Genomic DNA, 18,989 nt, shown 5'->3' with positions numbered 1-18,989 from the left:
ACGATGCCGAGCGTCGCCAGCCAGAAATGCCAGGTGACGAGCCTGAGCGAATAGAGGCGTTCACGGTTCCAGAGTCTCGGCACCATGAAGTAGATTGCGCCAAACGAGATCATGCCGACCCAGCCGAGTGCGCCGGAATGGACGTGGCCAATGGTCCAGTCGGTATAGTGCGACAGAGAATTGACCGTCTTGATCGACATCATCGGGCCCTCGAAGGTCGACATGCCGTAGAAGGCAATGGCCATCACCATCATGCGGATGATCGGATCGGTGCGCAGCTTGTCCCACGCGCCCGACAGCGTCATCAGGCCGTTGATCATGCCGCCCCATGACGGCATCCACAGCATGATCGAGAACACCATGCCGAGCGTCTGCGCCCAATCGGGCAGGGCGGTGTAGTGCAGGTGATGGGGCCCGGCCCAGATGTAGAGGAAGATGATTGCCCAGAAATGGACGATCGACAGGCGGTAGGAATAGACCGGCCGGTTGGCCTGCTTGGGCACGAAATAATACATCATGCCGAGGAAGCCGGCTGTGAGGAAGAACCCGACGGCATTGTGGCCGTACCACCATTGCGTCAGGGCGTCCTGAACTCCGGAAAATGCAGAATAGCTCTTGGAGCCGAGAAAGGAGGCCGGCATCGATAGGTTGTTGATCACATGCAGCATCGCGATGGTCACGATGAAGGAAAGGTAGAACCAGTTGGCGACGTAGATGTGCGGTTCCTTGCGCTTCAGGATNAGGCGCCCGACAGCGTCATCAGGCCGTTGATCATGCCGCCCCATGACGGCATCCACAGCATGATCGAGAACACCATGCCGAGCGTCTGCGCCCAGTCGGGCAAGGCCGTGTAGTGCAGATGATGGGGCCCAGCCCAGATGTAGAGAAAGATGATTGCCCAGAAATGGACGATCGACAGACGGTAGGAATAGACCGGCCGGTTGGCCTGCTTGGGCACGAAATAATACATCATGCCGAGGAAGCCGGCGGTTAGGAAGAAACCGACGGCGTTGTGGCCGTACCACCATTGCGTCAGGGCGTCCTGGACTCCGGAAAATGCAGAATAGCTCTTGGAGCCGAGAAAGGAGGCCGGCATCGACAGGTTGTTGATCACATGCAGCATCGCGATGGTCACGATGAAGGAAAGGTAGAACCAGTTGGCGACGTAGATGTGCGGTTCCTTGCGCTTCAGGATNATCGCGATGGTCACGATGAAGGAAAGGTAGAACCAGTTGGCGACGTAGATGTGCGGTTCCTTGCGCTTCAGGATCGTGCCCAGGAACAGGATCAGGTAGGCGACCCAGACGATGGTCAGCCAGATGTCGACATACCATTCGGGTTCCGCATATTCGCGGCTCTCGGTGATGCCGAGCAGATAACCGGTCGCGGCCATGACGATGAAGAGCTGGTAGCCCCAGAACACGAACCAGGCGAGATCGCCACCGAACAGCCGGGCGCGGCATGTGCGTTGGACGACATAGAGAGACGTGCAAAGCAACGCGTTGCCGCCGAAGGCGAAGACGACGCCCGAGGTGTGCAGAGGCCGCAAGCGGCCGAAGTTGAACCAGGGCTGGATGTTGAGATCGNAGCGCGATGACCACCCCGACCAGCATGCCAACCACACCCCAGAACATGGTGGCGATGGCGCCGTAGCGGATTGGCCCGTCCATGTAAGCGGACGGGTCGATCGGAGCGGCAGGCTTGAACTCAGTGTTGCGCAGTAGGATCGCAGTGAAGCCAGCCAAGGCGAAGAACAAGACCCACATATGCTGGCGAAAGGGTTCATCCACCCCAGCGCCAGCCGCCACCAAAGCCGCGAATGCGAACAGGCTTAGAAGCACGATTTCTTTGCCGAATTTCATCGCAAGCCCCGATTTCCAATTCCGGCGGATGCCAAACCGCGGTGTCTTATTGCGCAGCCGTCGCCTGCTCGCCCTGATCCATGTCAGAGCCGCACCATTTTGCTCGAGCAGCATCGAGTTCGGTGCGATCAGACTGCGACAATCGAATGTGGAAGCGCACCACCGGCCGCTCGTTTATGGATGGGACCTGGCGTCCCCGGTCGGGCCCCGGGTGCGGAGGCGACCGCGGGCGTGTGGGGGAGCGCACCTTCTGCGACGCTGGAAAGCAGGTCGACGCCTTACCGAACCCCGCGTTCAATGCCTTGGAACAGCCAGCGCCAGCGTTACGCTGCCGTCGTGACATTCGTGGCTTGGGGAGACGGCGATTTTCCCCTGCGGATGAGGCGTATTGACTTCGGCCAAGTGTGGATGCTTCGCCGACGAGCCGAAAGGCAACTGGCGCATACGATCGGATGGAGAACGGGCTGTCGCTACGCGACTTCTTCTGAGCCCAACGCGAGCATGCCCTGCCCCGGATGAAGTAAGTGACGGGGGCCATGCAGCTTCTGCGTCATTCAAACGGCTGTAGCGCCTCGGCCGCCGCAGCGCCGTTCCAGCCGGCTCATGCTGTCCACGGTGACGCGGCGGTTGTTCTCGATCCGAATCACGCCGTCCATTCTCAGGCTGGTCAGCTGACGGCTCACGGTCTCGTTTGTGATTCCAAGGAAATCAGAAATGTCGGCACGCGTCATCGGCAGCTCGAAGCACGTCGAGCTAGCCGTCGGGTCAACATTGGAGTCGATGTTCCGGGCAATCATGAGGAGAAAGCTCGCCACCTTCTCTGGTGCGGTCTTGCGCCCCAGAGTCACCATCCATTCGCGTGCCTCGTCAAGTTCGTTCAGCGCCTGCTTGAGCAGGCGATGCACAAATTCGGGTGACTGCTTCATCATCCGTTCGATGGCCGCTCTGGGAAACGAGCATAGCGAGACAGCTGTTGCCGCTTCCGCATTGATCGCACTTTTCATCTTGAAGGGCCGACCCAGAAAATCCGGGGCGAAATGCAGGCCGACAATCTGTTGGCGTCCATCTGACAGGCTCTTCGTGAGCTTCACCACGCCTGAAAGCACGTTCGAATAACAGTCGACCGCCTCGGCGTCGCCGATCAGTTCGACCCCCGGCTCGATATTGTGCCGCGACGACGTCTTGGCGAGCTGAGCCAAATGGTCTGGCTCTAGCGCGCCACAGACACCGCGGCGCCGTGCCTCGCAAGACAGGCAAAGAACGGGGATGCCGGAACTGTGAATATCCTGCCGTAATGTCATTCGATCGCTCTACCGGTCCGTGCGGGCAGGATAGCATCCACGGTAGAAAAATCCTTGCGGCAGTTTGTCCGTGCTGAAGGTTGATCGAAATCAGGGCTTAGGCTCATCCAAGCATCCACAGTTCGGGCGACGCAAACACGGTGGACCACGACATGCGACAAAAGCTAGTTGCCAGATTTGGCGAGAACGTCCCGCGATACACGAGCTACCCGACCGCGCCGCATTTCAATGCAAGCGTTGACGCTACCGTTTGTCGTGGCTGGCTACAGGGGCTCGACGAGGGCGACGAAATCTCGCTCTATCTGCACATCCCATACTGCGACAAGCTTTGCTGGTTCTGTGCCTGCCATACCAAGCAGACACGCCATTACGAACCGGTGACCACATATCTGCGCTCACTGCATGCCGAGATCGCCACCGTCGCCAGTCTTGTTGGAGGCAAAGGTCGTGTGCGTGCCGTCCATTTCGGCGGTGGTTCGCCGACGATGCTCAAGCCCGAAGATATGGTGGCGCTGGGANACCCAACGATATGGACGATGCCCGCCTCGATGCGCTTGCCGAAATCGGCATGACCCGTGCGAGCCTCGGCGTCCAGGATTTCGATCCGAAGGTGCAAAAGGCGATCAACCGCGAACAGAGCTTCCTGCAGACCAAGACGGTCGTCGACGGCGTTCGTTCGCGCGGCGTCGGATCCGTCAATCTGGACCTGCTCTACGGTCTGCCGCACCAGACCAGGGAAAGCGTCGCTTCTACGGTCACGCAGGCACTGACCCTGGAACCGGATCGGATCGCACTGTTTGGCTACGCGCATGTACCGTGGTTCAAGAAACATCAGACGATGATCGACGAGGCCTGGTTGCCGGGTCCCGCGGAGCGCTTTGCCCAGTCGCAACTGGCTGCACAGGCGATTGTAGACAATGGATATGAGGCAATCGGGCTCGACCATTTCGCCAAACCGGGCGATGCGCTGGCGATTGCGGCACACACCGGGACTTTGCACCGGAACTTTCAGGGCTACACGGACGATTGCTGCGAAATCTTGATCGGGCTCGGCCCGTCATCCATTAGCCAGTTTCGGCAAGGCTATGCGCAGAACATGCCTTCAACCAGCGAATATAGACGCATGGTTGATGACGGTGGGCTGGCCGCTGTTCGGGGTATCGCACTTTCCAACGACGACCGCGTTCGCGGCTGGATCATCGAACGTTTGATGTGCGACTTCGCCTTCTCGGCCATCGATCTGGTGGAACGCTTCGGCGAGGCCGGCCAGAGGCTCCTCCTTCAGTCAAGTTCCATGGCCCTCCACGATCCGGTTCGATTGCTTGAACTTGATGGCGACAGATTCGTTGTGCCGGCTGAAAGTCGCCCTTTCGTCCGAAGCATCGCGGCCAGGTTCGACAAATATTTCGAAGCTGGAACGGCCAGGCACTCGGCGGCAGTCTGAGCACTCAGAGGAACGGTCATGCCTCTCAGTCGATCATGGACCGCGGTACGTTTGTTGATCGGCGACCGTCTATCGAGACAAGATTCTGAGCGGACCAGACGCGTCTTGGCGCAGCGACGATATCGTCCGCTCGAGCCCTGCCTGTCGGATCATGGTTGTCGGCGACAGCTCCCTTCGACCTGAACCACCCGTTCACCCGAATTCTGCCGGCGCAGTTCCAGTGGAAAGGGCCTGGGCTAGACGGCTCTCTTGTTACCCCAGAGCACAACGTGCAGCTGCGGCAGCACGCGGGCCTCGAACCATCTGTCGCGGGTCACGCTGTCAACCAGCCACTCCATGCGCTTCAATATTCCGTCAAGGTCGACAGGCGCGTCATCATTTGTGGGGTGTGGCGGCGTGTGATTGCCGGGCTGCAGATAGATCGGAAGTTGCGGAAATTGCGCAGCGGCGTCTTTCGCGTAGGTGTAGTCCCTTTCGTCGAAAACAATGAGCTTGAGCACGACTTGGGGCTTGCCTTGTGCCGCCTGGAGGCACGCCTCGACAGCGGCCCAATCTGTCGTCATTCGGCTTGACGGCGGCTTTGGGCTGAGGATCAGCACGTCAAGCTGCGCAAACCAGTCCCTGGCAAGCGACCCTTGGGTTTCCAGCGCAAAACGGTAACCGTCACCATGGCCCCGGTCGATGAGCGCGCCGAGCGGCTGGATGGCCGGATTGCCGCCTGATAGCGACACCATCAGCGGGCGGCCACCGGAAAGGGCAAGCACATTTTCCCACACCGCCCCAACGGACATCATCTCCCATTCATGGCGGAATTGATTGTCCACAGCATGGAGGCTGTCGCACCAGGAACAGCGATAGTCACACCCGCCGGTTCTGACGAAGATCGTCGGCAAACCTATGAGCACGCCCTCGCCCTGGATCGTCGGCCCGAAAATCTCGCTAACGCGGATTGCGGGATGAGTATTCGTCATGGCCGGTATTCCGCCCAGGTTTTCGGCGTTTCGCTCACCCGCACGGCCGCGGTTTCGCTCAGGCGTGCCTTGCACCAGTCGTAGAAATGTCTGGCCAGATATTCCGCCGTGACTTGCTCGTGTCCCAGCACGTCGTTGAGATGCCGGTGGTCGAAGCTCTCGTCGATGTAGCGTTTGAATGGCGCCAAGTCGTGGTAGTCGCGCACGAAGCCGTGATCGTCCAGTCCATCCGCTGAAAGCTCCACTTCGACGATGTAGTTATGTCCGTGCAGGCGCGCGCATTGGTGATCGGGTGGCAATGAGGTGAGCTGATGCGAGGCTGAGAAGTGGAATTCCTTGGTGATGCGGAACATTACGCGGTGGTCCTTCGCAGCGCTCCGAGCCAGAAGTCGGAGTCCTCATACTCGGTTGGGTCCGGGTGCCCAGCGATGTGAAACGCCTCACGCCGCTCGACGCAGGTCCCGCACCTCCCGCAATGACGCTCGGTGCCCTTGTAACAGGACCAGGTCTGCGCAAACGGCGTGCCGTATGTGGCTCCATCCGTAACAATGTCCGCCTTCGTCAGGTTCACATAGGGTGCATAAAGGCGAATCTGCGCGTAGCCGTCGAGCGCGTGGTCCTGCATCATCTGGAAAGCGTCGATGAAGGCCGGACGGCAATCGGGATAGACAACGTGATCCCCACCATGCACGGCCGTCGCCACTGCGTCAGCGTCTTGCGCTGCGGCGAGGCCGAAGGCAATGGCCAACATGATGGCGTTCCGGTTGGGCACCACCGTTATCTTCATCGTGTCTTCGGCATAGTGCCCGTCGGGCACGTCCACATTGTCGGTCAGCGCGGAGCCGGAAAGGTCGCCGCCGATCTCGTGGATATCGATGATTCGCTGCGGGACACTCAGGCGCGCCGCGCAAAGGGTGGCGAAGCCCAATTCCTTCCTATGCCGTTGGCCGTAATCGAACGATAGCAGGCCGGTCAGCTGGTGCTCCGCTGCCACCTTGTGGGCAAGAGTAACGGAATCCAATCCGCCGGAGCAGACGACGAGAGTCTTCATCGTTGGGTCCTTGTTTTAACCGGGTAGGCTGCGACCGGAGATTTCTCTGCGCTCCAGTACTTCAGGAAAACCATTTTGTGAAGTGAACGGAGACCAATTCGTGCGCTTGCGTGCGATGCGCAAAAAGCCTTCGCGGTGAGCTGCAAGGACACGGACTGGCGAGACGTCACCCTTCAGCGGAATGCTCAAAGTCGAACGCTTCTCGGGGACAAAGTTCTCGACGAGCAGAGCCTGTCGGTCCGCCGAGCGACGCCATTGCCACGGTTTCGGAGTACAAAGCCGAGATGGGCTTGCCGCAAACAGCTCACTTACCAGGGATGTTCAGCGATGCCGAAATCCAGATATCGGGGTGGATTATGAGATCAATTGTCGCGACAGCTTTGGCTGGCCTGCTCGTCGCGCTTCGTAGATGCAGCGCATTCCACGTCAGGATCATTTTGATGAGCACGCCCTCAATGGATAACCGGCGAACCCTGAATAACCGGTCGTGAGCCGACATCTGTGAACAAGCGGTGTGGTCGATTGCAATCACCCATGTCTTGCGCACAGGTACCTTATGGCAGTGGATGAACTGAACTTGATGGTTTTACAGATGGCAGTCGAAAGCGTCCGCTCGCTCTCGTTGAGCTTCGCTGAAAAAGCCGCCGAGATAGCCACCAGGAGCCGCGGCAGCCTGCTTTTCAACGTGCGGATCGACGGTGACGCGCAAGTCCAGCGGGTCGCAGCCATCCGATATCACGGCGGCCAATTCGGCGTGCTGGCGTTAGACGGACACGGCCTAGTTACCCACTATTGCATCGTTAACGGTATGTTCTCACATTACATTGCGGCCTTGGAGAGCTGGCACAGGATGCCCCTGTCGATGCAGGCCAAGATGGATGCCAACGGCAATGCCCGTCTCTTCGTAGCGGCGTTGCGGGATGCCGGACATATGCTGGGCACCTAGCATTTGGCCAGAGTGCATCCGCAAGTGCATCACTGCGATGGCGCCGGCATGATCGTCATGCTCGAAAAGGGCTGCGGCGGCCGCGGCAAAGCGGTCGCCGCGATGATGGTGTCAACGGCGTTGCATCGATGCGAGCGTTTAGAACAGAGGTCTCCTCCTGGCATCGAGCGCATGCAAGGAGCTACGCAAGCGCAAATCTATCAAGTATTTTGAAGGGACGACCCCTCATGCATACTTAGCTGCGATGCTCGGGCGGCATAAGCCTCGTTGCCATCTAGCCGCCTTGATGCACGGCGATAAGCTTTTGACGGCCTGAAGCGACGCTGTGGTCGCCGTTGCGGTGCTTTTCCACGCGCCTCGTCAGGCGCCGGGATTGCTGCGGCGTGATGGCAGGCGGGGGACGAAGCGGATATCGCCACCGTGGGCGCCGACCTCGACCCGCGCGATGATGCGCTCGACGCGGCTCCAACTAGCGGCGCCGTCAATGAGCTCCTTGAACATGCGGACCTTGCCTCTCTTGGCCGACGCTTCCAGGCGTGCTGTCGTGCTGGCCTCCAGATCCGCCACATGCTTGCGCAGGGTCGTGGTGGGCGCGAGGCCAAAGATGAAGTCGACGCGCAGCACCAGTCGATGACCTGGGTTGCAATAATGGCTATCCCCGCGGAGCAGGATTCGAATGTTCGGCCAGTTGATCCGGATCGCCCGCACCAGACGGCGCAGGTGGGGGCGGATCTCAGCCCCACTCGGCCGCTTGGCCGGTCGCAGGATCGCGCTGACGAACCGTCCCACACCATCGAACACGACGATCGGCTGGAAGCCGTACTCGTATGGTGGGCATTGAACAGGCGAAGCTGTTGGCCTCCGTGCACAGCGTCGAAGGTGTCGTCAATGTCGAGTACGATCCGCTTCGGCACTTGCCGGAACGAGGCGCAATAGAGATCGACCATCGCCCGTCCCATCGCGACCAGCTCCCGCACCTCGGGTAGGTTCTCCAGCCGGCACAGCGTCGATTGCGACGCCAGATCCCGACCCGACGGCAGCGCATCCTGGGCCATCTTGAAGACCGGATCGCGGCGCAGCCGGTTGGCGTCGTTGCCGTCCTCGTAGCCGGCGCCGATCATCTTCATGCGAAAGCCGATCATGTCCGCCAGGCTGTGGACGACCTGGTCCGGGCAGCACGGATCGTCGATGCAACGCGCCAGACGCTCGGCCACCCGCAACCGCTTTTCCACCTCGGCCAAGGCCAGAACGCCGCTGTTGGACGACAGCATGCCGCCGTCGAAACGGGCGACGACGGACTAGCCGCCGACTGATGACAAACCGCTCAGCGGCAGCGCAAGATCGTTCATGGCGGGTGTGGTCTCCGGGAAATTTCGGATCGGCTTAAGCAACCAAATCCTACGTCATTTCAACGGGCTTGCGCCACATCCACCAACCCACATGAATTTGGTTAGGTTGATGCTGCGTGCCGCCGCCGTGAGGCCGCGCTCGCTAAGCAGCGCGTCGAGAACGACGAGAAGATTCAGATCGAGCCCTTTGAAACGCATGTCTTAGCTATCCATAGCGTGGATGAATTTGATTGAAACAAACGATTTTACCAATTTTCCGGAATGTCGCATGGACCTGGCAGGACCTCACGTGCGCCGATGACTGCCTCTATCGCGTGGCGAGTCCCTTGAGAAGAGCCCGAAAGAGGAAATCTGTCGCGTGCGGTGGAGATTGTACTGGGAATGAGAGGCAGCGCTCCAAATCATGTCGAACTCTCCGACGAATGGCGACCGGTACATAGTTGATCGCAACTGGTCCGGAGCTATGAAACATCTCGATTACATATGAGGTGCCGAGTGAATACGCTGACAGCACCCACCGTCGCAGCGTTTAGCTGACGTTTGACGACGGTTCCTATCCATTTACACGCAGATTCTTGATGTGCTGGCGCAAAAGCGGGAGGCCGGCGACTTTTCTTCGTCATCGGGCTGACGCCGCAGAAGCCGGAACTCGTCCGGTTGCTATGGGCATTGGGCTTGGTCGGCGCACAGGCTCTATGAGGGGCAATTTTGGCAACGCGACGCGACTCGGGTTTTGAACGACGCCGAAAACGCAAGCTGGAAAGGAACAAGATGGCAGATCAACTCGCCAACGAAATAATCGCAATGATCAAGAAGCGCGCCGCGTCGGAGGGCGGCATAGCGCCTGCCACGGGCGGCGAAATAACGGCTGCCACGGGACTGACTTCGCTCGGTATCGATTCACTGGGATTGGCGGACGTTCTCTGGGACCTGGAGCAGGCCTACGGCATCGAGATCGAGATGAATACGGCCGAGGCATGGTCGGATCTCCAGAATGTTGGGGGCATGGTGGAAGCCGTGCGCAGCTTGCTCCCTACGGGGGTGTGAATGGACAGGCGCGTCGTGATTACTGGGATTGGCGGGATTTGCGGGCTTGGAACCAACGCCGCCGCCATTTGGACAGAGATGCGAGAAGGCCGCTCCGCCATCGGCCCAATCGTCAACTCCGAGTTCCATGAGTTGAGGGTCAGGATCGGTGCCGAGATCAAGGCCCTGCCGGAGCATGACATCGACAGCAAGCAACTCATCTCCATGGACCGCTTCAGCCTGCTCGCTGTGCTTGCGGCGCGCGAAGCCATGCGTCAGGCCGGACTTTCCTCCAAAGAGGGAAATAGCTATCGCTTCGGTGCGGCGGTGGGCGTTGGCGGCTGCGGGTGGGATGCGATCGAGCAAACCTACCGCGCCATCCTTCTGGGCGGTAAGCGTGCCGCTCTCTTGACTGTACCCAAGGCGATGCCGGGTGCCGCTGCCGGCCAGGTCAGCATGAGTCTCGGCCTGCGCGGGCCGGTCTTCGGCGTCACGTCCGCCTGTTCCTCGGCAAACCATGCGATTGCCTGCGCGGTGGACCAGATCAGGCTCGGCCGGGCCGACGTGATGCTTGCCGGCGGCAGCGAAGCGCCGCTCATATGGGGTGTGCTGAAGGCATGGGAAGCGATCCGCGTGCTTTCGCCCGATACTTGCCGGCCATTCTCGGCCGATCGCCAGGGCCTGTCGCTTGGTGAAGGCGCCGGCATGGCGGTGCTGGAAAGCTACGAGCATGCCTTGGCTCGGGGCGCCACCATCCTTGCCGAAATTGCCGGTGTCGGCCTTTCCGCCGATGCGTCCGGCATCGTCGCGCCGACTGTCGAGGGGCCGGAGGCAGCAATGCGGGCCTGCCTTGCCGATGCCAGGCTGGACGCCGAGGATGTCGACTATCTCAACGCGCACGGCACCGGCACCAAGGCCAACGACCAGATCGAGACGGCGGCGATCAAGCGCGTCTTCGGTCAGCACGCCTTCTCAATGTCCATTTCTTCTACCAAGTCCATGCACGCGCATTGCCTCGGCGCGTCCGGCGCGCTCGAGTTGATCGCCTGCGTGATGGCTATCCGCGAGAGCGTCGTCCCGCCGACTGCCAATTATCGTGAGCTGGACCCCGATTGCGATCTCGACGTCACGCCCAATGTGGCACGCGAGCGCAAGGTGCGCGTGGCACTGAGCAACTCCTTCGCCTTTGGCGGCACGAACGCGGTTCTGGCGTTCAGGCAGGTGTAGAAGCCATGAAAGATGCTTCCGGCAACATTATCTCTCGCATCCAGATGCTTGCCGGGATAACCTTGTGAAGGGCGGGTCATTGACCGCCTCGGCGAATGCGGGAAGTGGCAGCGGAAGCTCGAGGATCCGGGGGTATCGTCTTTGCGAAATTCTTAACTGTTGAACCGGCTTGGACGTACCGCCGCCCCGTAAAAGGTAAGCGAAGCCATGCGGGCTCGGCTTGAGGGTCTGAAGCTGTACACGACAATGTCTGGAAGCCGCAGGGTCGGCTCTGCGCCCGTTATAGTCGCCTGAGTGCTGCCGGCCCGGCCGCGCCGCGGGCTCCGTCAACGAACTTCTTGAACCTGCGGACCTTGCCTGTCTTGGCCGACGCTTCGATCTTTCTAGAAGCGCGCCGGCAGCCTGGGCGGGGGCTTGGGGGTCAGACTGCCGGCGCACGCCACTCACGAAGAGCGGCCCCTTTTCGTGGTTCGAACGCCCATAGTCAACCGGAAACGTCAGGATGCCCGCCATGTTACTTTCAGAGCGGCGCGACTTCGCCATGGTGGACGATTCAGCCTAGGACTAGCCACTCTCGTAGGCCGAGTTGATGCTCAAGCCAGCATCGCCTCGCCGAACTAGGAAGAGTTCGCCGTTAGTCCTTCGTCGCGAGCCGATGCCGTCGTGCACGTTTCGTAGCACTCCGGGCGGCTATATCGCTTTGTTGTTCGGCGAGCTGCGCCAGAAGGGATCGCATCAAATCGAATCAAGCGTCGACATCAGCCGCAAGCTTCACATCACAACAGCTAGTCCACCCATTGCAGATCATCCGACTGTTCAGGCGGCGTCCGAAATGTCCAACTCCGACTCAAGAATTCCCACAGGTATGGAAAGCGATTTCGCTATCCGATCCCGATAGCCCTTGCTGTACCTCAGACCTCGCTCGATGTTTTGGATTTCCTCAGCGGCCAGCCCGCACGCGACCGCCAGGTCGTCGATCGAATATCCAAGGTGCTCGCGATAAGCGCGGACGATGTGGGTTCCCTGGGACATAGCCGTCAAGACTGGTTCGGGAATGCGCGAATCCTTCATAAACATCTCCAAGAACTGGGAGCTCCCTCGGAGATTCCTCCCCGAGGCGCACACTTAGCAAATAAAAAAAATGGTCGTCCATTCGGCCGAACCGGCCTCATGCATGGGATGGGCCGCTGAATTGGCCGATTCGGAATATGGCGGCTCACCTGCTTCTGATCAAATATCAAGGCTGCCCGTGCTGAGAGCCTGGTCGGCGTAGCGCATGCGACCTGCTATCCTTCGTGGACCATTCTCGCCGATGGCTTTCTTGAACAGCAACTCGAACTTTCGGCAGGACACTGCTTCCTTCGGCCAATCTCCACCGGCGAGGCAGCGAAAGACCCGCTCGTAACCGTTACCGAGTTTCGCAATTGCAGCAAACAATGGTCATCTGGTTTCATCCGGGCTTCGGATCCAGACAAGGGGTACCGCTTTCCTGGAGGCGCATCGCCACCTGTACAGGTTCACAATCATTCGACCGTGACCGATTTTGCGAGATTGCGCGGCTGGTCTACATCCGTCCCCATGAAGAGCGCCGTGTGGTAGGCTAGAAGCTGTATCGGGAGCGAGAAGATCATTGGCGCGATAATCTCGTCGACAACCGGCAGCACGAGCGTGTGCATGGTTTCGAGTTTCGATACGGCTGCCCCTTTTTCATCGGTGATGAGGATAATCCGCCCTCCACGGGCAGCCACTTCCTGCATGTTGGAAACGGTCTTGTCGAAAAGACGGTCATGGGGCGCGATGACGATCACTGGCATGTTCTCGTCTATCAAGGCGATCGGCCCGTGCTTCAATTCACCCGCTGCATAGCCCTCGGCATGGATGTAGGAAATCTCCTTGAGCTTCAGCGCACCTTCCATCGCTAGCGGGAAACTGGTGCCACGGCCGAGATACAGGACGTCACGACACTTTGACAGTTCGCGCGACAAGAACTCGATTTCCGGCTGGATGCACTCGAGTACGTGGCCCATCACGCGCGGCAATTCGGCGAGGCTCCTGACGAGCGCCTGCAGCTCGTGTTCGGGGACGGTCCCGCGGGCTCTGGCCGCGCCGATGGCGAGTGCTGCTAGAACGGCAAGCTGGCAGGTAAAAGCCTTGGTAGAGGCGACGCCGATCTCCGGTCCGGCAAGGATCGGGAAAACCGTATCGGCCTCCCGAGCGATGGTCGATTCGCAGGCATTGACGATGGCGCCAATTTTCAGCCCACGCTCCTTGCAGTACCTCAATGACGCAAGCGTATCGGCGGTTTCGCCGGACTGCGAGATGAAAAGAGCCGCCGACTGCGGCGGCAACGGGATCTCGCGGTAACGGAATTCGGACGCAACGTCGATTTCAACCGTCAGGCGCGCATAGCGCTCGAACCAGTATTTTCCGATCAGTCCGGCGAAATAGGCGGTCCCGCAGGCAGAGATCGCCAAGCTCGGGACCTTGGCGAAATCAATGCCAGGAACCATGTCGCGACTGTCTATGATGTTAATGTAATGACGGAGAGCATGGGCGATGACCTCGGGCTGCTCGTAAATCTCCTTCTCCATGAAGTGGCGATGGTTGCCCTTGTTGGCGAGATCGGCCGCGGCCGTGGAGATATGGCGCGGACGCTCGACGGGACGGCCGTCGACATCGAAGATATGGGCGCCCGAATTGCCGACAACGGCCCAGTCGCCGTCGATGAGATAGGTAATTTCATTGGTGAAGGGAGCAAGGGCGATCGCGTCGGAGCCCAGGAACATCTCGCCGTCGCCGTGACCGATCGCGAGCGGTGGTCCGTTGCGCGCCGCCGTGATGGTCGACGGTTCATCTTCGAAGAGGATGGCAAGCGCATAAGCGCCCTTGACGCGTTTCAGCATGGCACGCGTGGCCTCTTGCGGCCTCATGCCCTCTCGGCGGTATCTTGCCAAGAGATGCCCAACGACCTCGGTGTCGGTGTCGGTCTGGAACTCGGCGCCATCCGCCGCCAATTCGTCCTTCAGCTCGGTGAAATTCTCGATGATGCCGTTATGGACTACGGCGACACCGTCGCTCAAGTGCGGGTGCGCATTGCGTTCGGTCGAGGCCCCGTGGGTTGCCCAACGCGTGTGGCCGATGCCGACGTTGCCGCTCAGCGGCTCTTCCTTCAGTCGCGTCTCGAGATTGACGAGCTTGCCCTCGGCGCGCCGGCGGTGCAAGGCACCCTCGATGATCGTCGCAACGCCGGCGGAATCATAGCCGCGATATTCCAAACCCTTCAACGCGCCGATCAACCGATCCGACACCGGCTGTTGCCCAACGATGCCAACAATCCCGCACATGTTCGTCTCCGCACTTTGCGGGCAGCACCAGCCCACGCGAGACGGATACCCGTCCGGCCGCTTTAAGTGGCGGCCTTGTAGTAGAATCCCATAATATTGGTAAAATTGATTGTTGTGATAACTACCATCCACCCGATGGATAGGTCGGCGGCTGTGGAGCCACGACCCAAACTTCTATTCGCGCCTGACGCTCTTATGAGGATCGCAAACTCACACCCGCGGCAGGATCACGGCCTCGGAAAGGCCAGGAGGCCTTGGACAGTGGACGGACGACGGGCCTGCGACCCCTTGTCAGGCAGTCGGCATCTAGGAGCATGGTGCCGCCGACTTGGGCATCGGCGATGGTCTGTCTTGGCGACAGAGTTCGCTTCAGGACCGTCGTCGTCTCGCGCGGCTGCCAGTGTCAGTTGACGATAACAAAATGTCCGCCCGGGGGCGAGCGCCTCACGCACCGCACGTGCCAGCCGCGGTCGGTCCGGGACGCCGTCGAAGGCGTTGGCCGTGAAGACGAAACCGACGGGGCGCGACACCAGAGTAGCGAGTTCATAGCGCGTAGCCGGCGACCAATAGCAATTGGTCGCGCCGGCGCCGGTCAGCCGGCGGTGCGCGGCCTCCAGCTGGTCGGCGTAGTGCGACGACAGGCGGGCGATCGTGGCGATCGGCACAGCCGCCCCGCAACAGAGGTCGACCACCTCCATGCCCGGCTTCAGCCCGGTTGTCGCAAGCGCCATCTTCGCTGCGGTCGCGCTTGTCATGCTGCTCTTTCCTGGCCTTTGCAAGAACACGAACCTCGGCTTCGGTCGGAATGCAATGTGGCGAAGGGCGACCCGATCTGCGTCAAGCTCATCGCCAGGGAAGAGGCGAATGATGAGCAGCCCCACTATCGCCTGATCACCACCGGCGGCCGCCGATGTTCCCAGCATTCGCGTTCCAAGGTCGGCATGTCGTGCTCCTCGCTGGCATAGCCGAGGCAGAAATAGCCGATCAGCGTCCATTCGGGCGGCGTGTCGAGAATTTCGGCCATCTCGGTCGCATCGAGGATCGACACCCAGCCCATGCCGATGCCCTCCGCCCGCGCCGCCACCCACAGTGTGTGCACTGCCATGACGGCCGAATAGTCGATGGTCGCCGCCATGGTCATGCGACCGAGCCCATGGCCTTGTCGGGTCGTGCGGTCGGCGAAGACCGCGAATTGACAGGGCGCCTCGTCGAGCCCGGCAAGCTTCAGCCGGGCATAGAGTGCGGCGCGCTCTCCCGAAAAGCGCGTGAGCGCCTCGGCATTGCAGCGCTCGAAGCAGTCTCTCACGGCAGTGCGCCGCTTGAGGCTCTCGACGACTACGAAGCGCCAGGGCTGGCTGAGGCCAACGGAGGGCGCCATGCTGGCGAGCTCGAGCAGGCGTTCCAGCGTACCCTCTGGCAGAGCCGTCGGCTCGAAGCGCCGCACATCCCTGCGCCAGCGCAGCAGCGTGATCAGCTCGGAGCGAAAATCGTCGGTGAAATCTGGAGGTGACGGCATGGCGGTCTCGTTAGGTATGGATTGGCATTAGGGAGTACAGTGTGGACAGCCTCTGCCTATTGCCAAGCTGGCTTGTTGCGTCCGACAATCGCGTCATGCGACCCCAACCGCAAACGATAGAAAATCTTTCCTGGTGGGCGGCGCTATTACGATGCAATCGACCAAGCCAGTTTCGATCAGCGCGCACCGCGGTGAATCGTGTACCAGGCCGTTGCTAAATGCGCCATTGACACTCAGGCGCACCCGTATCGCTCACCAGGCCTCGGAATGCAGAGAACGTCGGCCTGGAACGCGGAGACGGCGACAGGCATCTCAGCTTGCATATGGTCGTTCCTGCCGCACCGCCTGCAACTCAGTTTGCTTCCGACCACGTCGGCCTCGACGTCCCCGAAGATTCCCCAGGTCATTCGGCAGATACCATCGTCTGTCGTCATAGCGCCGCAGCGGACAGCACCAGCTGCCCAGTTTCATTTGGTGCATCGCTGAGCTTCCAGTCGCCACCGCAATTTCGTCTTCCACCAGCGTCAGGCATGACCCAAATTGGAGCTCATCCCTCTCACAGTCGATTCGCGCTTGAACTATATGTTCTACTTTCGTTCACTGTTCGGACGACACATTAGAAAGAGCTGGAATGGAATCTATCATCAGCCCTCGACAGCCGCCAAAGGTGGCCGCTGTTCAAGCCCGCCGAAAAATTTGGATGCCGTTCACAAGGGGAGAGCATTGGTAGGACCATGCCGGCACCATCTACCTCTTTGTTCTTCTCGGGGAACATCGCCCGGGCCAGTGGTCTCAATCGTGACCGGAGAGTAAAAATAACTGACGCGCATCAGGGCTCGCGCATGTGGAACGAGATGAGCATCCCAGTTACTGGCACATTCTACAATCAGCTACCAATTGACAAAACGTAAGGCAGGAGACGGTTGAGACGTGGAAGGTGTTCGACCGTCGTACCGCAGAGTCGCCATAAGTCGCATTTACGAGGCCCTAATATTTGATGCAAATGGCTGGGAACGTTGCTCACCCTCAACTCGGAGGTGACCGTTACCATCAACAGCGGATGGGCTGGTGCCGTCATGAAGTTGGAGGGCGACTTGCCTCCTCTAGCCGTTTTCGCAACCTATTCCGTCGCCGTCTCGGTCAAGATCATAGATATCGGTGCCCACGACAGAGACCGGCCCGTGTACGTATGCGGGACCATTGCCCTTTCCGGAGGAACAGTCGACATCGCTGGCGATTGGAACACAGGCGCCTGTGTAGTTAGGGTCGCAGGATTCTTGGCCATGAGCGCTGCTGATGAAGGACGCCAGACCCAGAGCGACCGCGCCTAGACGATGAAACCGCATCAAACACCCGCCAGCCAACACCCAAGAAATCTTAGCGGGCATTTTAGCTCCATGCAATATTAGCGCTGGCTTGGGCGCCTATATATCACCACCAAGCTCCAAAGAGACAAGTTATTGCCCCACTGCAATGATCAAGATCGCGTTGAGGGTCGCGCGATGGCGGGCTACTTGATTTCGGTTTGCCAGATGCGCGGCCAAAGACCGACGCGTGCTGCCAGGCATATGCATCTGCGGCGGGGTTTGACTTTGATTTTGCGAGGCAGGAAGGTCGCTTGCTGTACAGAGGAGCTTATTGCCGAGGTCGAGAATCTTAGTGCAGATCGATGGTAGTGCATCCACATCAGTCTGATTTTCGACAGCCGTCGTCGAGCCGGAGTGCGCATCTCCCTCTGCGGTGAGGCCTCCGTAAGCGTCTGCGACGACTGACAGAGTCGACAACCACGCGCTTCGTTCAGCCCCCCGAGGTGATCATGGCTGAAAGCGGTCCTACAAGGGCGGGCGATGTTAGCCGTCAAGGCCGACAAAAGGCAAACGCTGTGGGATCGTGTGCAGGGCGAGGTCGGCGTCCCGGTCCCGAAGGAGCATAAGAAGGACAAGGCGGAATGGCTGAAGCCGGGACTGGTCGGCCGGGTCAGGAGGTCGAAGAGCGAAGAGAAGCTGCGCCACGCAGGCTACCGGATTTCTGGGAGGATAACCAAAGAGCGCGGTCAGTCTTGGGTATATGTACGATTGTTACCCAAGCGGCGGCCGGCATGGAACTCTCATCCTCGTGGAGCTAGGGTTGTGCTATGGCACAGCCCTTTCAATCCGCCCCAGTGAGAGCTTCATTTCAGATGATCGTGGACCACTATGAGACAGCGGTTTCACTCCAGGAGCGCATTGTAACTCGCGTTCGACAACGCAATTTGTCAACGAAAGGTGATGACGAATTTCTGGAGCATCTGAATGCCGCGTTAGAGCGGGTGCGCCAAAGCTTGGCTCGGGCCGATTAACGTAATTGATTAAAAAATGGGACAACCGCGGTCGGCAGGCATACAGTGTGCCATCGACGGCAACTCTAAGGGCGTCCGTCGGCTGTGAGCGATCAACATGCTTCCGCCCCAATAGGGAGAGGGAGCTATGACAGACTCCAGTTCACGAACTCACACTGCCGCGCAATGCGACACCCGCCAAAATTCCATCTATCGCAATTCGCTGCTGCTTCGAATGTGCTCGGCAGATTTGGCCTTGCTGCAACCTCATTTGGAAAGCGTCTCCCTTGGACTGAAGACGCATCTCGAAGTGGCGGGGTCTCCAATCAGAACCGTGTACTTCTTCGAGAGCGGTCTCGGGTCAGTGGTGGGCGAACTGCGGCCTGGTATTGAAGCTGAGATCGGAATCATAGGTTGTGAGGGTATGACCGGCTCAGCGCTTATCATGGGCGATGACCGGTCAACGCACGATTGTTACGTCCAATTAGAGGCCCGAGCCTTTGTTATCGATGCGGGCCTCTTCACCAAGGCGCTTTTGACAAGCCCAACCCTGCGAAGTTTTCTGCTCCGCTACGTTCACTACTTTCACCTCCAGGCAAGCTTCACCGCGCTCAGCAATGCCCGGATGAACATAG

12 protein-coding genes and 6 pseudogenes are annotated in these 18,989 nt (G+C 59.7%); 6 read left to right on the top strand and 12 right to left on the bottom strand.

The window, feature by feature from the left end:
- The 3 genes and pseudogenes from X726_RS138830 to X726_RS138835 form a co-directional block, all read right to left on the bottom strand.
- Nucleotides 1-740: pseudogene (locus X726_RS138830) on the bottom strand (cbb3-type cytochrome c oxidase subunit I); the annotation flags it as partial.
- A 2-nt stretch (nt 741-742) separates the two neighbouring features.
- A pseudogene (locus X726_RS01000000167710) lies at nt 743-1,862 on the bottom strand (cbb3-type cytochrome c oxidase subunit I); the annotation flags it as partial.
- 554 nt (nt 1,863-2,416) lie between these two features.
- Nucleotides 2,417-3,163 (bottom strand): Crp/Fnr family transcriptional regulator, encoded by a 747-nt coding sequence (locus X726_RS138835; RefSeq protein WP_031215568.1) that lies wholly within the window; start codon nt 3,161-3,163, stop codon nt 2,417-2,419.
- Nucleotides 3,164-3,315: 152 nt separating this feature from the next.
- Here X726_RS138835 and X726_RS01000000167705 point away from each other — a divergent pair.
- Nucleotides 3,316-4,607 (top strand): annotated as a pseudogene (locus tag X726_RS01000000167705) (radical SAM protein).
- 236 nt (nt 4,608-4,843) lie between these two features.
- Here X726_RS01000000167705 and queE read toward each other — a convergent pair.
- Genes queE through queC form a run of 3 tightly spaced genes read right to left on the bottom strand, consistent with a single transcriptional unit; the run spans nt 4,844 to nt 6,629 of the window.
- Nucleotides 4,844-5,578 (bottom strand): 7-carboxy-7-deazaguanine synthase QueE, encoded by a 735-nt coding sequence (queE, locus tag X726_RS138840; protein ID WP_023673553.1) that lies wholly within the window; start codon nt 5,576-5,578, stop codon nt 4,844-4,846.
- Nucleotides 5,575-5,931 (bottom strand): 6-carboxytetrahydropterin synthase QueD, encoded by a 357-nt coding sequence (queD, locus tag X726_RS138845; protein ID WP_023673552.1) that lies wholly within the window; start codon nt 5,929-5,931, stop codon nt 5,575-5,577. Before queD ends, queE begins: the two co-directional genes overlap by 4 nt.
- Complete coding sequence (queC, locus tag X726_RS138850) at nt 5,931-6,629, bottom strand: 7-cyano-7-deazaguanine synthase QueC (RefSeq protein ID WP_023673551.1); 699 nt, start codon at nt 6,627-6,629, stop codon at nt 5,931-5,933. The genes queD and queC overlap by 1 nt, the downstream gene beginning before the upstream one ends.
- Before the next feature lie 556 nt (nt 6,630-7,185).
- Between queC and X726_RS138860 the strand changes: the two genes are divergently transcribed.
- On the top strand, nt 7,186-7,575 hold the full coding sequence (locus tag X726_RS138860; RefSeq protein ID WP_023673549.1) for a hypothetical protein: 390 nt from the start codon (nt 7,186-7,188) through the stop codon (nt 7,573-7,575).
- Nucleotides 7,576-7,623: 48 nt separating this feature from the next.
- Complete coding sequence (locus tag X726_RS1000000170905) at nt 7,624-7,788, top strand: hypothetical protein (RefSeq protein WP_156940741.1); 165 nt, start codon at nt 7,624-7,626, stop codon at nt 7,786-7,788.
- Between the two features lie 186 nt (nt 7,789-7,974).
- On the opposite strand, the pseudogene X726_RS01000000167700 reads toward X726_RS1000000170905, so the two are convergent.
- Both X726_RS01000000167700 and X726_RS1000000170900 read right to left on the bottom strand, forming a co-directional pair.
- Nucleotides 7,975-8,924 (bottom strand): annotated as a pseudogene (locus X726_RS01000000167700) (IS1380 family transposase); the annotation flags it as partial.
- A 96-nt stretch (nt 8,925-9,020) separates the two neighbouring features.
- Nucleotides 9,021-9,122 (bottom strand): annotated as a pseudogene (locus X726_RS1000000170900) (LysR family transcriptional regulator); the annotation flags it as partial.
- A 573-nt stretch (nt 9,123-9,695) separates the two neighbouring features.
- Between X726_RS1000000170900 and X726_RS138865 the strand changes: the two are divergent.
- Together X726_RS138865 and X726_RS138870 are read left to right on the top strand one after the other, a co-directional pair.
- Nucleotides 9,696-9,971, top strand: a complete 276-nt coding sequence (locus X726_RS138865) for an acyl carrier protein (protein WP_023673543.1) — start codon at nt 9,696-9,698, stop codon at nt 9,969-9,971.
- Entirely contained in the window at nt 9,972-11,177 is a 1,206-nt protein-coding gene (locus tag X726_RS138870; RefSeq protein ID WP_031196279.1) for a beta-ketoacyl-[acyl-carrier-protein] synthase family protein, read from the top strand.
- Between the two features lie 816 nt (nt 11,178-11,993).
- On the opposite strand, the gene X726_RS138875 is transcribed toward X726_RS138870, so the two are convergent.
- The 4 genes from X726_RS138875 to bluB all read right to left on the bottom strand — a co-directional run bounded on the left by X726_RS138875 (nt 11,994) and on the right by bluB (nt 16,037).
- Nucleotides 11,994-12,248 carry a helix-turn-helix transcriptional regulator gene (locus X726_RS138875; protein WP_031197535.1) on the bottom strand — a complete coding sequence of 85 codons (255 nt, stop codon included), beginning with the start codon at nt 12,246-12,248 and terminating at the stop codon, nt 11,994-11,996.
- 452 nt (nt 12,249-12,700) lie between these two features.
- A complete protein-coding gene (gene glmS / locus X726_RS138880) occupies nt 12,701-14,521 on the bottom strand; it encodes a glutamine--fructose-6-phosphate transaminase (isomerizing) (RefSeq protein WP_031215567.1) in 1,821 nt (606 codons plus the stop codon).
- A gap of 227 nt (nt 14,522-14,748) precedes the next feature.
- Nucleotides 14,749-15,276 carry a hypothetical protein gene (locus tag X726_RS1000000168300; RefSeq protein WP_156940739.1) on the bottom strand — a complete coding sequence of 176 codons (528 nt, stop codon included), beginning with the start codon at nt 15,274-15,276 and terminating at the stop codon, nt 14,749-14,751.
- A gap of 125 nt (nt 15,277-15,401) precedes the next feature.
- On the bottom strand, nt 15,402-16,037 hold the full coding sequence (bluB, locus tag X726_RS138885) for a 5,6-dimethylbenzimidazole synthase (protein ID WP_023673538.1): 636 nt from the start codon (nt 16,035-16,037) through the stop codon (nt 15,402-15,404).
- Nucleotides 16,038-18,502: 2,465 nt separating this feature from the next.
- On the opposite strand from bluB, the pseudogene X726_RS138895 reads away from it, so the two are divergent.
- Nucleotides 18,503-18,989 (top strand): annotated as a pseudogene (locus X726_RS138895) (Crp/Fnr family transcriptional regulator); the annotation flags it as partial.

The sequence above is a fragment of the Mesorhizobium sp. LSJC285A00 genome (assembly GCF_000503155.1).
Lineage (GTDB): Bacteria > Pseudomonadota > Alphaproteobacteria > Rhizobiales > Rhizobiaceae > Mesorhizobium.
Note: the sequence above shows the minus strand (reverse complement) of the source record. Positions and strands in the feature narration are given on the sequence as shown.